The sequence below is a fragment of the Pandoraea vervacti genome (genome assembly GCF_000934605.2).
Lineage (GTDB): Bacteria > Pseudomonadota > Gammaproteobacteria > Burkholderiales > Burkholderiaceae > Pandoraea > Pandoraea vervacti.
Window position 1 is genome coordinate 4262647 of record NZ_CP010897.2, and the last position, 15458, is coordinate 4278104.

Annotated in this window: 13 protein-coding genes; 3 read left to right on the top strand and 10 right to left on the bottom strand. The window is 65.6% G+C overall.

All coding sequences use genetic code 11. The features are described 5' to 3' along the window. Positions 1-27 precede the first annotated feature (27 nt). The gene (locus UC34_RS18505) at positions 28-627 is read left to right on the top strand and encodes a nitroreductase family protein (protein ID WP_044456716.1); all 600 of its coding nucleotides are present in this window, start codon (positions 28-30) and stop codon (positions 625-627) included. Positions 628-760: 133 nt separating this feature from the next. Here the strand turns inward: UC34_RS18505 and UC34_RS18510 are convergent, their stop codons facing one another. Genes UC34_RS18510 through UC34_RS18520 form a run of 3 tightly spaced genes read right to left on the bottom strand, consistent with a single transcriptional unit; the run spans position 761 to position 6752 of the window. Then, complete coding sequence (locus UC34_RS18510) at positions 761-2224, bottom strand: efflux transporter outer membrane subunit (protein WP_084070801.1); 1464 nt, start codon at positions 2222-2224, stop codon at positions 761-763. Then, positions 2221-5463: a multidrug efflux RND transporter permease subunit gene (locus UC34_RS18515; protein ID WP_084070803.1), complete on the bottom strand. Its 3243-nt coding sequence runs from the start codon at positions 5461-5463 to the stop codon at positions 2221-2223. Before UC34_RS18515 ends, UC34_RS18510 begins: the two co-directional genes overlap by 4 nt. 2 nt (positions 5464-5465) lie before the next feature. Beyond that, the gene (locus UC34_RS18520) at positions 5466-6752 is read right to left on the bottom strand and encodes an efflux RND transporter periplasmic adaptor subunit (RefSeq protein ID WP_237165150.1); all 1287 of its coding nucleotides are present in this window, start codon (positions 6750-6752) and stop codon (positions 5466-5468) included. Positions 6753-7067: 315 nt separating this feature from the next. Between UC34_RS18520 and UC34_RS18525 the strand changes: the two genes are divergently transcribed. Both UC34_RS18525 and UC34_RS18530 read left to right on the top strand, forming a co-directional pair. Continuing rightward, the gene (locus UC34_RS18525) at positions 7068-7940 is read left to right on the top strand and encodes a LysR family transcriptional regulator (RefSeq protein WP_044456717.1); all 873 of its coding nucleotides are present in this window, start codon (positions 7068-7070) and stop codon (positions 7938-7940) included. An 84-nt stretch (positions 7941-8024) separates the two neighbouring features. Continuing rightward, positions 8025-8810, top strand: coding sequence for an ankyrin repeat domain-containing protein (locus UC34_RS18530; RefSeq protein ID WP_084070804.1), 786 nt, complete (start codon positions 8025-8027; stop codon positions 8808-8810). 42 nt (positions 8811-8852) lie between these two features. On the opposite strand, the gene UC34_RS18535 is transcribed toward UC34_RS18530, so the two are convergent. From UC34_RS18535 to UC34_RS25910, 7 genes are all read right to left on the bottom strand, one after another. Beyond that, entirely contained in the window at positions 8853-9311 is a 459-nt protein-coding gene (locus UC34_RS18535) for a YaiI/YqxD family protein (RefSeq protein WP_044456719.1), read from the bottom strand. 99 nt (positions 9312-9410) lie between these two features. Beyond that, positions 9411-10598, bottom strand: a complete 1188-nt coding sequence (locus tag UC34_RS18540; RefSeq protein ID WP_044456720.1) for an FAD-dependent oxidoreductase — start codon at positions 10596-10598, stop codon at positions 9411-9413. Between the two features lie 207 nt (positions 10599-10805). Then, on the bottom strand, positions 10806-11792 hold the full coding sequence (locus UC34_RS18545; protein ID WP_044456721.1) for an AraC family transcriptional regulator: 987 nt from the start codon (positions 11790-11792) through the stop codon (positions 10806-10808). Between the two features lie 33 nt (positions 11793-11825). Continuing rightward, on the bottom strand, positions 11826-12587 hold the full coding sequence (gene cobF, locus UC34_RS18550) for a precorrin-6A synthase (deacetylating) (RefSeq protein ID WP_044456722.1): 762 nt from the start codon (positions 12585-12587) through the stop codon (positions 11826-11828). After that, the gene (cobM, locus tag UC34_RS18555) at positions 12584-13330 is read right to left on the bottom strand and encodes a precorrin-4 C(11)-methyltransferase (protein WP_044456723.1); all 747 of its coding nucleotides are present in this window, start codon (positions 13328-13330) and stop codon (positions 12584-12586) included. Before cobM ends, cobF begins: the two co-directional genes overlap by 4 nt. Beyond that, complete coding sequence (locus UC34_RS25905; RefSeq protein ID WP_044456724.1) at positions 13327-14097, bottom strand: cobalt-precorrin-6A reductase; 771 nt, start codon at positions 14095-14097, stop codon at positions 13327-13329. The genes cobM and UC34_RS25905 overlap by 4 nt, the downstream gene beginning before the upstream one ends. After that, entirely contained in the window at positions 14097-15326 is a 1230-nt protein-coding gene (locus UC34_RS25910; RefSeq protein ID WP_044458387.1) for a bifunctional cobalt-precorrin-7 (C(5))-methyltransferase/cobalt-precorrin-6B (C(15))-methyltransferase, read from the bottom strand. Before UC34_RS25910 ends, UC34_RS25905 begins: the two co-directional genes overlap by 1 nt. Positions 15327-15458 lie beyond the last annotated feature (132 nt).

A 15458-nucleotide genomic window follows, 5' to 3' on the forward strand; every position in this document is an offset into this window, starting at 1 on the left:
CTGTATTTTTGCCGACGAGACACTCGCATGACCGATATCAACACCCGTCAAGCCGACCACCCGATCGACGCGCAATTCGTGGCACGCTGGTCGCCGCGCGCGTTCAAGGATGAAACGATTCCCGAAGCCACCCTGTTGTCGTTCTTCGAGGCCGCGCGCTGGGCCCCGTCGGCCTTCAACGCCCAACCGTGGCGCTTCGTCTACGCGCGCCGTGGCACGCCGCACTGGGACCAGTTCGTCGGCTTTCTCAACGAATTCAACCAGAGCTGGGCCAAACACGCCGCCGCCATCGTGATCGTGATTTCGAAGTCGACGCTCACGCCGCCGGGCAGCGACACGGAAGTGCCTGCCGCGACGCACAGCTTCGACGCCGGCGCTGCATGGGGCTACCTCGCGCTGCAGGCGTCGCTCTCGGGTTGGGCCACGCACGGTCTGGCGGGCATCGAGTACGACAAGATCCGCAATGAACTGGATCTGTCGCCGAAGTACAAGATCGAAGCGGCCATCGCCATCGGGCGTCCGGGCGGCGATGTGAACACGCTGCCGGAAGGTCTGCGGGCGCGCGAAGTGCCCAGCCCGCGCGACCCGCTCGCCAAGATTGCCGCGGAAGGCCGATTCGCGTTCTGAGCCGGACGCGGCACGCTTCGGTCATCGATCGCTCGCCAATGCGCGATCCCATCTGACCGATCGCATGACAAAACCCCGCCGGGTCTCTCGATCCGGCGGGGTTTTGTTTGACGACTTTGAGCCCCCAGGGGCGTCAGGACGTCTCGGCCTCCGGCGTCCAGCCGCCACCCAGCGCGCGATACAGCGCCACGTGATTGACCAGCACCCGCTGCTTCACGTCGATCAATTGCTGTTCCGCCTGAAACGCGCTGCGCTGCGCATCGAGCAGTTCCAGGTAGCTCGCTACGCCATTGGCATAACGGCGCTCGGCCAATTGCAGCCGCTCGCGCTCCCCATCCGATACGCGCTTTTGCGCCTCCAGCTGTCGCGCGAGCCACTGCTGCGCAGCGAGCGCGTCGTTGACCTCGGCGAACGCCGTCTGAATGGCATGCTCATACGAGACCACCGCCATCTCCTTGCGGACGGTCGCAAGATCCAGGCCCCGCATGTTGCGCCCGCCCTCGAAGATGGGCACGGTAATCTGCGGCATGAACGACCACACGCCGGTGCCTGCGGTGAACAGATCCGAAAACCGCGAACTGGCCGTGCCGATGTCCGTCGTCAATCGGATCGAGGGGAAGAACGCCGCGCGCGCAGCCCCGATGTTCGCGTTCGCACCCCGCAGCTTCGCTTCGGCCTGACGAATGTCCGGCCGCCGCATGAGCAACGATGACGGCAGCCCGGCCGCCACCGGCACGACGAACGCGCTGTCGAGCGTGGTTTCCGTGTACGGCCGCGTCGAGACATCGCCCGTGAGCACCTGCAACACATGTACGATCTCGCTGCGCTGTCGCTCGCGCTCGGCGAGCGCTGCACGCGCGACCTCGACCTGCGTCGTCTCCGTATTGAGATCGAGGCCGTCGATCAGTCCTCGCTCGGCGCGCAGACGGATGACTTTCATGCCCGCCTCGCGCGCTGCCAGCACCTTGAACGCATAAGCGCTCTGTTCATTGGCCGCGATCAGGCCGATGTACGCTCTCGCGACCTCCGCCACGAGGCTGACCTGTGCCGCGCGTTGTGCCTCTTCGCTCGCCAGATACTCCTGCAACGCGGCGTCGCGCAGGCTGCGCACGCGTCCGAAGAAGTCGAGCTCGAACGCACTCACGCCCACCGCTGCCCGCACGTCGTTGGCGACGTACCCGTCTGGGAGGGCGCTCGCACCGTCGGGCAGACCGGCAGAGCCGGAATAGCGCTGACGGGAGACCGCCCCGCCCGCCCGAATGCCCGGCAGCAGGTTGGCGCGCTCGATACCGTATAGCGCGCGCGCCTCCTGCACGCGCAACGACGCCAGACGCAAATCGCGATTCTGCGCGAGCGCCTTGCGAATCAGGCCCTGCAACTGCGGATCCGTGAAAATCTCGGCCCAATCGTCATCCGCCGTGCGCGGCACAGCGAGCGCCAGCGGCACGTCGCCGCCCGACGGCGCAGCCTCGTACGTCGTCGGCATCGGTGCTGCCGGACGCTCGTACGTCGGCGCCAACGTGCACCCCCCGAGCAGCGCGAAAACGCACGCCGCGGCAATGGTTGTCCCGCGAAGGCGGGGTCGAAACATCGTCATACCTTCCCCTCGACGACCGGCCCGCGATGGCCGTTGCTGCCATTGCTGCCATCGCTGCCGTTGTTGTTGCCGTCCTTACTGGCCTTACCGTCCATTCCGTGGCCACGCTCGGCACCGTCGTTACCGCCCTTGCCACCCGTGCCTGCCTTCTGCGCCCGACGCACGAAGCGGCCGACGATCAGGAAAAACAACGGCACCAGGAAAATCGCGAGCACGGTCGCCGTCACGATGCCGCCAAGCACCGCCACGCCAATGGCACGCTGTGCCCCCGACGCCGGACCCGACGCGATCGCCAGCGGCACCACGCCGAAGCCGAACGCCAGCGACGTCATCACGATCGGACGCAAACGCAGCCTCGCCGCTTCCACCGCCGCTTCGAGCCAGCCCATGCCCTGCTTCGTGAGATCGTTCGCGACTTCCACGATCAGGATCGCGTTCTTCGCCGACAGACCGATGGTCGCGATCAGGCCCACCTTGAAGTAGATGTCGTTAGGCATGCCCAGCAGACTGACGGCGCCGAGCGCGCCGATCACGCCGAGCGGCACCACCATGATCACCGCCGCGGGAATCGCCCAGCTCTCGTAGAGCGCGGCGAGCGCAAGGAACACCACCAGCACCGACAAGGCAAACAGCATCGGCGCCTGCGCGCCCGAGTCACGCTCCTCCAGCGACTGCCCGCTCCATTCGTGGCCGATGCCCGCCGGCATCTGCGCCATCAACTGCTCCATGCGCGCCATGGCTTCGCCGCTGCTCTTGCCCGGTGCAGCTTCGCCCTGGATCGTGAACGACGGATAGCCGTTGTAACGCTTGAGTTGCGGCGAACCGAGCTTCCACTTCAGTGCAACAAAGGCCGAGAGCGGCACCATTTCGCCATTGGCGTTGCGCACGCGAAGATTGCCCACATCCTCGGGCGTCACACGCTGACGCCCGTCCGACTGCACGAGCACGCGACGGTTTTCCGCACCGAGCATGAAGTCGCCCACGTAGTCGGAGCCGAACATGGTCGCCAGCGTGGTGTTCACATCGTCCATGCCGACGCCCAGCGCTTCCATCTTGCGACGATCGATGCTCACGTCGACCTGCGGCACGTCGCCCTGTCCGGCAAAGATCACATTCTTGAGCACGGGGTCCTTGGCCGCCTTGTGCAGCAAATCTTCGCGGGCGGCCGTAAAGACCTCCTTGCCTACCCCGCCCCGGTCCTGCAAGCGCAGGTTGAAACCGTTCGAAGACCCCAGTTCCGGCAGCGCCGGACTGTTCATCGCGATCATCATGCGATCGGGCTGCCCCGTGAACTTCTCGTTCACGCGATCGACGATGGCATTGACCCCGTCGTGCTTCGACGTGCGCTCGTGCCAGTCCTTGAGCGTGACGTACAACATGCCGCCGCCCGGGCCCGCACCGAACTCGTTCCAGCCGCCGAGCACGAACACGTGCTTGACCGGTTCGTTTTGCATCAGATACTGCTCGATGCGCTTGAGCGCCGTCATGGCTTCCGGCAACGTGGCGCCTTGCGGCTCCGACGCCATGACCATGAAGCTGCCCGTGTCTTCCTCGGGAATGAATGCCGAGGGCAAACGCATGAACGCCAGCGGTACGGCGACCAGCACCAGCGCGTAGACCAGCATCGCACGCCACGGGCGGCGCAGGGTCTTGTCGACGGTGCGCGTATAGCGCTCGGTGCCCACCGCGAACGTGCGGTTGAACCAGCCGAAGAAACCGCGTTTTTCGTGATGATCGGCCGAGATCGGGCGCAACAACGTAGCGCACAGCGCCGGCGTGAGCGACAGGGCGAGGAACGCGGAGAAACCGATGGAGACGGCCAGCGTTACGGCGAACTGCCGGTAGATATTACCCACGGCGCCCGAGAAGAACGCTATCGGCACGAATACCGTCACCAGCACGACCGTAATGCCCACGATGGCGCCACTGATCTGCCGCATCGCCTTGACGGTGGCCGCATAGGGGGACAGTCCCTCCTCCACCATGATCCGCTCGGTGTTCTCGACCACGACGATGGCGTCATCCACGAGAATGCCGATCGCCAACACCATGCCGAACATCGTCAGCGTGTTGATCGAATAGCCGAGCCCGAGCAGCACGCCGAAGGTGCCCAGCAACGCGACCGGCACGACCAGCGTCGGTATCAGCGTCGCGCGCAGGTTCTGCATGAACAGATACATCACCAGGAACACGAGCACGATGGCTTCGAGCAGGGTCTTCACGACCTTCTGGATCGAGACCTTCACGAACGAAGCGGTCTCGTAGGGCATCTGATAGTCGACACCCGCCGGGAACAGCCTGGCCTGTTCGTCCATGACCTGGCGTACGGCCTTCATCACCTCCACCGCATTCGAGCCGGCGGCAAGCTTGATGCCCATGGCGGTCGCCGGCATTGCGTCGACGCGCGCCGAGTAGTTGTAGTCCGACGCCCCCAACTCCACTCGCGCCACGTCGCCCAACCGGATCGCGGAGCCATCGGCGCGCACGCGCAGCGGAATGTTGGCGAACTCTTCCGGCGTGGACAATGCGCTGTCGGACACCACGTTCGCGTTGATCGGCGCCGACGTGGGCGTAGCCCCCGCGCCGAGGTCGCCGATGGTGACGCGTGCGTTATAGGCACGCACCCTGGAGACAATGTCGGAGGCGGTCAGATCGAGCGCGACGAGCCTGGCCGCGTCGGGCCAGATACGGATGGCCTTCTCGGTGCCCCAGAACTGCACCTGACCCACGCCCGGCACGCGCTTTAGCTGGTTCATCACCTGCGATGCGGCAATCTCCCCCAGGTCGAACTCGTTGATCGCGGGGTTGCGCGACGAGAGCGTCACGACCATATGGATGTTGTCGGCGGCGCGCTCGACCTTCACGCCATAACGGCGCACCACTTCAGGCAAGCGCGACTCCACCGTCTTCAGGCGGTTCTGCACTTCCACGGCCGCGAGATCGAGGCTCGTGCCCTGACGGAACGTGAGGTTGACCGACGACTCGCCGTTGCCGCTCGTGGACGACGTGTACATCAGCCCCGGTGCGCCGTTCATCTGACGCTCGATGATCGCGGTCACCGAATCTTCGACGACCTTCGCCGAAGCGCCCGGGTAGCTGCTCCACACGCTGACCATGGGCGGCGCGATATCGGGGTACTGCGCCACGGGCAGCGCCCGGATCGCGAGCACGCCGACGAGCGTAATCATCAGAGAGATCACCCAGGCAAAGACCGGGCGATCGATAAAGAAACGAGCCATGGTTAATGCGTCTCCGCTTGGGAGGCCGGACCGGCGCGCGCGGGCTCGACCGGTACGGCGTTGTTCTGGGTCTTCGCGTGGGCGGGCGCGGCAGCAAGCGCGACGGTCTTGCCCGCATTCGCCGTGTCGGTGGCATCCGCCCGGGTCTTCACCTGCATGCCGTCGGCGAACTGCGCGACGTTCTGTACGATGACGTGTTCGCCCCCCTTGAGGCCGTCGGTCACCAACCAGTCGCGACCATCGATCGCTTCGGCGCGAACCTTCCTGTCGTGCACCTTGCCTTGCGCGTCGACGACGCGAACGATCGCGCCCTCACCGGTGCGGGTGAGCGCCTCTCGCGGCACGCGCACGACGTTCGGATTCACCGCGCCCTGCATGCGCACCTGCACGAACGCGCCGGGCAGCAGCACGCCGTCCGGATTGGGCAGCAACGCCCGCATGGCGATGGTGTCCGTGCCGGGATCGACGGCCAGATCGGTGAACAGCAGCTTGCCGGGCAGCGAATACTCCCGACCGTCGGGCAACGTCACATGGACCTGCGGCGCAGCGGCCTCATTGCCCTGCTGCAACTTGCCTGCGCGCAGATCACGCGTCATCGCGTAGACTTCGGCGGCCGGTTGCGAGAAGTTCACGTAAATCGGATCGATCTGCTCGACGCGCGTGAGTAGCGTGGGCGAGTCGAGTCCGACCAGTGCACCTTCCGTGACTTCAGCGCGGCGCACGCGTCCTGCGATGGGCGATGTCACGCTCGTGTAGCCCAGATTGAGTTCCGCTTTGCGCACTTCCGCACGCGCGGCCAGCACGTCGGCGCGCGTGCGCGCCTCGGCGGCACGCGATTCCGCGTCTTCGCGCGCGCTGATGGCGTGCGATTCGAGCAGACCGCGATAGCGCTCGACCTTGTCGCGCGCCGAATCGTGCTCGGCCTGCGCCTTGGCAAGCGCGCCGCGCGCCGCATCGAGGGCGGCGGATAGCGGCTGCGGATCGATTCGGAACAGCACGTCGCCCTTGGCAACCTTTTGTCCCTCCTGGTATTTACGCTCGATGACGACGCCGCCGGCGCGCGCGCGCACGTCGGCGCTGCGGTAAGCCTCCAAGCGTCCCGGTTGTTGCATGGTAAGCGGCTCGGCACGGCGCTCGACCGTGCGCACGACGGCCTGCGGCGTGGCGTCGGCTGTCTCTTTCTTGCCACGCTCCGAGCAAGCGGCAAGCAACAGAGTGCTGGCAATCAGACTGGTGGACACACCAGTCAGTAGTCCGAAACGGGTTCGGTAATCGATTTTCGATGACATGTAAGCACGTTTGATTTACGACATCCGGACAGGGGTGTCGAAGCTGCATTCGGTGCGCAGCGTCGAGCGCGAGCTGGCGCAAAGGGCGTCAGCGATGGGGGAACCGGGGGCCCGCATCTCTCCAGGCGGCGCCATGGGTGGCAGGTGCGCGTTGCGCGTAGGAGGTCTATGCCTGAGACCACCGGACCGGGAGATCCGGTCGTCTGCCGCCTCGCCTATGTTGGCGTTTCAATCTGGCGTTTTAGATTGGAGAAGCGCGATTCTGCCGCGAAAATCATGTTAGAAAAAGTTGGAACCTATCTATAAAATGGATGAATGAACTGGACAATTGAACAATTGCGCTACTTTGTGGCGGCCGCGGAAGAGGGTTCGATATCTGCTGCCGCCCGCCGGCTGGGCAAAGCGCAGTCGGCGGTGAGCACGGCGATCGCCTTGCTGGAAGCCGATTTGGGATTTGAACTATTTGATCGCAGCCGGCGCAATGCACGCCTGACCGACCAGGGCGAGGTCATGTTGCTCGAAGCCAAGGAGTTGCTTCGTCAGGCGGAAGGACTGAACCACCGGGCCAATGCGCTGGCGTTCGGCGAGCAGCCGCAATTGTCGCTGGCGCTGGACGAGGCGCTGCCCTATCAGGCCGTGAGCGAACTGGTGCGAGACCTCGCCTACCAGTTCGCTTACCTCGAACTCACGCTGCTCAACGGCACCTCGACGGAAGTCGCCGAGTACGTGGAGAAGCAGCGCGCCGACATCGGTTTTCACGTGGACCGCGGCGCGATCTCGTCGGCCCTGGGTCACAAGTACGTCGGCGCTGCCGTGCAGGGCGTGTTCGTGGCAGGCGACCATCCGCTGGCCTACCGCGATCAGGTCACCCGGGGCGACCTTGCCAAATATCGCCAGATTCTGTTGCAAATGGACGACATCACGCCACTGCAACTCAGTCCCTCGATCTGGCGCGCGGACAGTTCTTACGTGATTGCCAGCATGGTCGTCGACAAGCTCGGCTGGGCCGTGTTGCCCATCGACATTGCGGAATACGAAGATCTTCACGAACTGCGCTGCGACGACCTCGGACTCCCCCAGCTCCCGGTGCGGATGTTATGGCGCTTCGGGCGCGAGCCGAACGACGTCATGCGCTGGTGCGAAGCGCGTTTCGCCGAACTCCTGCGCGCCAGCACCGAACAGGCCTGACAGCGTTGTAACGCGAACGCGTCGCATCGACGAACGGGCGGCCATGTCACGACGCGACCTCGCCAGCGATGCGAACCGTCAGGCATGCCGATTGTCGAATGCCCACGTGACCGGGATAGATTCACGACGGCATTTGCGCAACGCGCCTCACGTCTTGTGGCGCCGGGTGCGGCAAGACGTCGGCATGGAGAGGCCGTGATGGCAAAACCCTCGAAAACCGCGTTGTTCAATGCAGCAAAGAAGTGGGATTGCGGCACCGTCGCCGCAATATTGGGAGATGTCCCCGACCTGATTGCCGCGACCGATCCGAAACACCGCACGGCGCTGCATCTGGCCTGCTCGGTGCGCCCGTCGGAGACCGGCGGTCTGCTCGAACCGAACGGTCTGAAGACGGTGGAGACGTTGCTCGAAGCCGGCGCCCTGCTTGAGCAGGCCGTCCCGATGGACGGGGACGCGGGCGACGTTCAGGCGACACCGCTCTGGTACGCGGTCGCGCGCGGCGAGAATCGTCCGCTGGTGGAGTTTTTGCTGCGTCGCGGCGCCAATCCGAGTCATTCCCTGTGGGCCGCGGTCTGGCGCGACGACGACGCGATGTGCCGCGCCCTTCTCGAATTCACGCCCACGCTGAATCTGCGCGCGCATGGCGAGACGCCGATCTTCTACGCGGCACGTCTGCAACGACTGGCAACCCTGCGTCTGTTGATCGATGCCGGCGCCGATCCGTCGATTGTCGACGATCGTGGGCGCGATTGCGTCGATATTGCCCGCGAGCGACGATTGCCCAGCGATATCGTCGCGATGCTCGAAGCGTTGCGCGAGCGGATCAAAGGCCAGGCGGATGCGCAAGCGCCGGCTCGGCGCACTGCCTGAGGCGTCTTCGCGTGGCCCCCGACTGATACATCGCTCAATCGATCAACGTGGCATCTTGCGCTGGCGCGCCAGAAAGCGATCCAGTTCTCCGGCAAACGCTTTGCCGTCGCGCTGGCTGAACGGTGCGGGCCCCCCGGTTTCGATGCCGGCATTGCGCAACTGGTCCATCATGTCCCGCACCGACAGGCGTTCCTTGATGTTCTCCGGCGTGAACCAACTCCCGCGCGGATCGAGCGCTTTGCCGCCCTTCTCGATGACGGCGGCGGCGAGCGGAATATCCCCCGTAATCACCAGATCCCCTGCCCCGACCATCTCGACGATGCGCGCATCCGCGACATCGAAGCCGGAGGGCACCTGAATCGCCTTGATGAACGGCGACGGCGGCGTGCGCAAAAACTGATTGGCCACCAACGTCACCGGCATCTGCTCACGATTGGCCGCGCGAAACAGGATTTCCTTGATCACGCCGGGGCAGGCGTCCGCATCGACAAGCACTTGCATTTCAGGTCACTTCCGCGAAAGAGGCGACCATGATACGGCAAGGCGCTCAGGCGCGAGCCGTGCAACGTCCTGACGCGCACCGGCAAACGCCGATGAGCGTCATTTCCCGGCAACGGGCGAACGGCGCAGCGCCTCCATCTGCGCATAGAAGCTGTCGACCTTGTGTTGCGCCTCGCGTCGCATGGCATCGCGGCGCGCGCTCGATGTGCCCGCATGCTCCTGCGCACCCGCTTCGCCCACGGCGCGCGAGACGTCCTGCACGAACTTGCACAAGGGATAACGCGCTTCACCGAATGCCTGCAAGGTGGGTTCGACGGCGTCGTTGCACGCCAGCATTCGAGCGAGCAGCACGGCGTCTTCCAGCGCCATGGCGCCGCCCTGTCCCATGAACGGGGTAGACGCATGTGCCGCGTCGCCGATGATGACCACGCGGCCCCGATGCCAGGGTAACGGTGTGGCAACTTCCTCGACGCCCGTGTAAAGCACCTCGGACTCGCAAGAGAGCGTGTCGAGGAACTGCCGCGCCGGGCCGCCGAACTCGGCGAAGCGCGCTTGCATCAGCGCGGGCCACTCGGCGCGCGCATACCAGGCGTCGTGCGGTTCCGCGATCGTCCCGAACAGGTACAGGCGGTCGTCGCTGATCGGCATGATGCCAAGGCGCTTCCCGATGCCCATCATCATGATTTTCGCGGTAAGGTCCCTTGGGCGCGGATGCACGCTGCGCCACACGCCAAGCCCGGTGTAAGCCGGTGCGATGGGTCCCGCGACGAGGCGACGAATCTCCGAACGGATACCGTCGGCGCCCACGACGAGGTCGTAGGAATCCATCGTGCCGTCGGACAGCACAACCGTTACTGCGTGGGGCGCACTTTGGTCGATGGACACCGTGGTCGTATTCAACCGGATATCGACGCTCAGCGCCGCGATTCGTGCTGCCAGCACGCGATGCATCTGCGCACGGCGAATGCCGACAATGGGGGCAATGCCGGGATATTGCGACGGATAGAAGGTCTCGACGATGGGCTCGCCATCCTGATCGAGATAAGTATTGCGACCGTCGGCAATGGCGAAGCCGCCGGACAAAATCTCGGGCAGCACGCCGAGATCGGACAGCGCCGCGAGGCCATTGCTGTAGATGAAGATGCCCGAGCTCTGGAATTTCCACTCGGGTTGCGCCTCCACCAATGTGACCCGCGCGCCCGTCTGCGCCAGCGCAATGGCCGCCGCACATCCCGCAATCCCGCCGCCGACGATCAGCACGCGCCTTCCCTGATTTCCCTGCTTCATGCTCCCTCCCTTTGCCTGTCGCCTGAGGCCCGATACCCACGGCTTATCGCCATACCGGCGTCGTATGGACGGGATTATTGGCTTCGGGGGCGGTGCGCTCAACCTCCGGGACGCCGGATTCGGGCACCGATCGTCCGGATCGTCCGGATCGTCCGGATCGTCAGGGGCGTCCGGCGCACGCGGAGGAACACAGCGGGTAGCCTGGCATCAACCGCCGTTGCCGTCGCGCTGATACTGCGTCGGCGACACACCGATCCAACGCGCAAACGCGCGGGCGAAGGCTTTTTCCGAGGCGTAGCCGACGGCTTCGGCCACATCGCCAATGCGCACTCGCGGCTGACGCAGACGCTCTGCCGCGACATTCATCCGGTAGGCGCTCAGATACTGCATCGGCGGCACGCCGATCAATGCGCGAAAGCGCTCGGCAAACACGGTGCGGGAGAGATAAGCGACGGCGGCCAGCTCGGGAAGGGTCCAGTCGCGTTGAGGCGCCTCGTGCATGGCGGCGATGGCCCGGGCGATGCCAGGATCGTCGAGCGCTCCGAGCGTGCCGGGCGTCCCGTTCGGCCCTGTCGTGTGCGCGCCCGTGCGCAGGTGCTCGCCCAGAATGCGCACCAGCAGAAGATCGCCCATACGTGCGGCCGACAGTTGCCAGCCGGGGCGCTGGGCCAGCGAGTCCTGCACGAGCAGTTCCATCGTGACGGCGAGCGTGTGCGCCAACGCATGCTCGTCGCCACGCAGCACGATCAGCGACGGCAAATCCGCCTGGACGCTGGCAACATCGAGCGCGGGCATCCATAGATGAAGCGAATAGAGCTGGGTCGCAACGGCATCGGCAGCCCCGCTCCCGTACGTCAGTGCAATGGGGTGATCGCCATGGCGTCCGACCATGTGGGTCTTGAGCACGTCGGCAAAGGGCACGACATCGTGTGCCTTCGGCGAAGGCATCGACGACACGGTATGGGGCGTTCCCCGCGGCAACATGACGATGTCGCGCGGTCCGATCTGCATCGCTTGCCCTCCGTCGACGCGAATCCAATACCCCTGCCCCGTGCACATCCGGATCAATGCGCCTTCGGTGCCCGACGAGTGCAACGCCCATGGGGCAAGCAACCGGAAGCTCGCCGTCACGGCACGCTCGGCTTTGCATGCGCCGAGGATCTGACTGAGAACGTCGCGAGGACCGGAATGCATGGATGGGAAAATGGGCGGCGGGGCTGCGAGATTCTAGCGCCGACGCAGCAAATAGGTATCCATGATCCAGCCGTGCGTGCGGCGCGCTTCATCGCGCACCCGTTCGATTTCGTCCATCACTTCGCGCAGCGGCCCGGCGATGAGAATCTCGTCCGGGGTGCCAACATAGGCGCCCCAGAAGATGTCCAGGTCTTCGTGCGCGAGGTGCTTGTACGCGTGCTTCGCGTCCAGCATCACCACGACGGTGTCGACTCCCTGCGGGAAGCCGTCGACGATGCCACGACCGTTGGTGATCTCGATGGACTTGCCGATCTGATTGAGCGGAATGCGATGCTGCGCCGCGAGCGCCTGCACGCTGCTGATCCCCGGAATGACGTCGAACTCGAACGTGTGGCCGCCCTGCGCACGAATCGCCTCCAGAATCCGGATCGTGCTGTCGTACAACGACGGATCGCCCCACACCAGAAACGCCCCGACTTCGCCGTCGCGCATCGATTCCGAAATCAGGCGCGCGAAGATCTGCTGCTTGTCGCGGTTCAACTCGTCGACGGCCACCCGGTAGTCGTCGTCCGATGCATCGCGTCGGCGCTCCGGACTCGCCGCCTCCACGATGCGATAGTCACGACCTTTCACGAACCGCTCGATGATGTGCTTGCGCAGCGCGACGAGCTTCTCCTTGGCCGCGCCCTTGTCCATCACGAAGAACACATCGGCGCGGTTCAGCGCATCGATCGCCTGAACGGTCAAATAATCGGGGTTGCCTGCCCCGATGCCAATGATCAGAATCTTCTTCATCGCCCGATCTCCAGATGCCGCGCCGTCGCGTACAACGACGAGTCGGCGAAACCATCCGCTGCCAGCACGTGCCCCACCAGAATCAGCGCCGTGCGCTCGATACCGGTCTGCCCGACCTTCGCTTCGATGTCCGCCAGCGTGCCGGTCACGCGTGTCTCGTCCGGCCAGCTGGCGCGGTACACGACCGCGATCGGGCAATCGTCGCCGTAATGCGGCCGGAGCTCGGCAACGATGCGCGCGAGGTGCCGCACGCCCAGATGAATCGCCATGGTCGCGCCGTGTCGCGCCAGTTCGCCCAGCGCTTCGCCTTCCGGCATCGATGTCCGGGTCGCGTATCGCGTGAGAATCAGCGTCTGCGAAATGCCCGGCAGGGTCAGTTCGCAACCGAGCGTCGCGGCGCAGGCCGCCGTGGCGGTGACTCCCGGCACGATCTCGTAGGGAATGTCCAGCGCCCGCAGGCGCCGGATCTGCTCGCCGATGGCGCCGTACAGCGACGGATCGCCGGAATGCACGCGGGCAACGTCCTGCCCCTTCGCATGCGCCTGGGCCAGCAACGCGACGATGGTGTCGAGATCGAGGTCCGCCGTGTTGACGACCTGCCCGGCGGTATGGCCCGCGAGCACCGCCTGAGGCACCAGCGAGCCTGCGTAAAGAATCACCGGACAGCTTCGGACCAGACGCTGTCCCTTCACCGTAATCAGTTCGGGGTCGCCGGGCCCGGCGCCAATGAAATAAACCGTCATGCTTCGTTCCTTCGTGAGGCGGTCTGAATGTGATGCGCGCTCGCGGTGTCGCGCAAGGCGTCGAGCGCCGCCAGCAAGGTTGCGCCACACGCGAACGTGCGGTCCGTCTCGATCGCCGCCGGACGCGCAAGCATCACGACCGGCAGACCGTGCTCACGGGCGACATCGAGTTTGGCTTCTGTTGCCGCGCCGCCACTGTGCTTGCTCACGACGACGTCGATGTCGTGCCGGACAAATAACGCGCGCTCGCTCTCATGGGTAAAAGGACCGCGCGCGCCGATCACCGTCGCCTGCGCGTTGCCCGGATGATCGTCAAGGCAGCGCACCACCCAGCGCTGATGCGAGGGAATCGCGTCGAGATGGCTTAGCGGCGCTCGTCCCAGGGTGAACAGCGGACGAGAAAATCCTGCCAGCGCCTCGCACAGTGCAGGCCAGTCCGGCACGAACCGCCAGTCGTCGCCCTCTCGGGGCTGCCACGGCTCGCGCCACAGCGACCACACCGTCACGCCGACCTGTCGCCCGGCGGCAGCGGCGTTCGCACTCATCCGCGCGGCGTAGGGGTGCGTGGCATCGATGAGCAAGTCGATGCTTTCCGATTCGAGATAGCGCGCGAGCCCCTCGGCGCCGCCGAAGCCGCCAACGCGCACGCGGCACGGCAGATCGTCGGGCACCCGGCCGAGGCCCGCCAAACTGTAGACGTCGTACTGACCGAGACGGCGAGCGATCTTCAGGGCGTCTCCCGTCCCGCCAAGGAGCAGAACGCGCATCACGACGTGGCTCCGCTGTCGGAGACTCGCGCTCGGGTCACTTCCCACAGCGTGATCGGCAATGCCGCACGCCACGTGTCGAAACCGCCGAGCGGCTGAACTTCGCTGATGGCCAGACGCGTGAGCGTGCCGCCGTGGCGCTCGCGCCACGCAACCAGCACCGCTTCGCTTTGCAACGTCACGGCGTTCGCGACGAGCCGCCCGCCGGGACGCAGGCTCGACCAGCAGGCATCGAGCACGCCGGGCACCGTGACGCCGCCGCCAATGAAGATGGCATCCGGCGCAGCCAGCCCTTGCAGGGCGTCGGGTGCGCGCCCCGCGACCAGTTCCAGCCCGGGCACGCCCAGCGCGTCGCGATTGTGGCCAATGAATGCCTGACGTGCGGGCGACGATTCGATGGCGATCGCCCGGCACGTCGGGTGCGAGCGCATCCATTCGATACCGATGGAACCGCACCCGGCGCCCACATCCCACAACAGCGCGCCCGGATGCGGCGCCAACCGCGACAGGGTGATCGCGCGCACATCGCGCTTGGTGAGTTGGCCGTCGTTGAGAAAAGCGTCGTCGGGCAACCCGGCGCTTAGCGGAAGCGCCCGCGCGTCGGCATCGACCCGGCACGTCAGGGCAATGAGGTTGAGGGCTTCGACCTGCTGCGCGCCCCACTGCTGCGCCGTGGCATCGATGCGACGCTCGCGAGTGCCGCCCAGCGACTCGAATACGCTCATGAGAGTTTGGCCGAAACCATTGGCGCACAGCGTGGCGGCAACCTCCGCCGGCGACGCGCCATCGCGGCTCAGCACCAGCAGTCTCGCGCCGTCGTGCAGATGCGCGTTCAACGTGGCCAGCGACCTGCCCACCAGCGAGACCGGCTGCACGTCCTGCAACGCCCACCCCAGTCGTGCAGCGGCGAGCGAGAGCGACGACGGCGCGCCGATCACATGCATCTCGCTGGCAGGAATGTGCCGGGCGAGCGTCGCGCCCACGCCGAACAGCATCGGATCGCCGCTGGCAAGCACACACACGGGCTTGCCACGCCAGCTCGCCACATGCCCGACATCGAACGGTTTGGGCCAGGGTTCGCGCCGTGCGCGAAGGCGCGCCGGCAGCATCGACAGATGGCGTGGCGCGCCGGTGACGATCTGCGCGTCGAGCAAGGCCCGGCGAGCCTTTCGGCCCAGGCCGGCAAACCCGTCCTCGCCTATGCCGATCACCGTCAGCCAGGGCGTCATCGCATCGCCGCTCGTCATTCTCGATCCTCTGTTCGCGACCCGCAAATTCGGGGCCGAAAAGCGCAAAGCAGGCATAATACCGCTTTGCTGAAGCCCCTCGGGGCGATTGTCGCCACGTCGGTCACTTGTGCG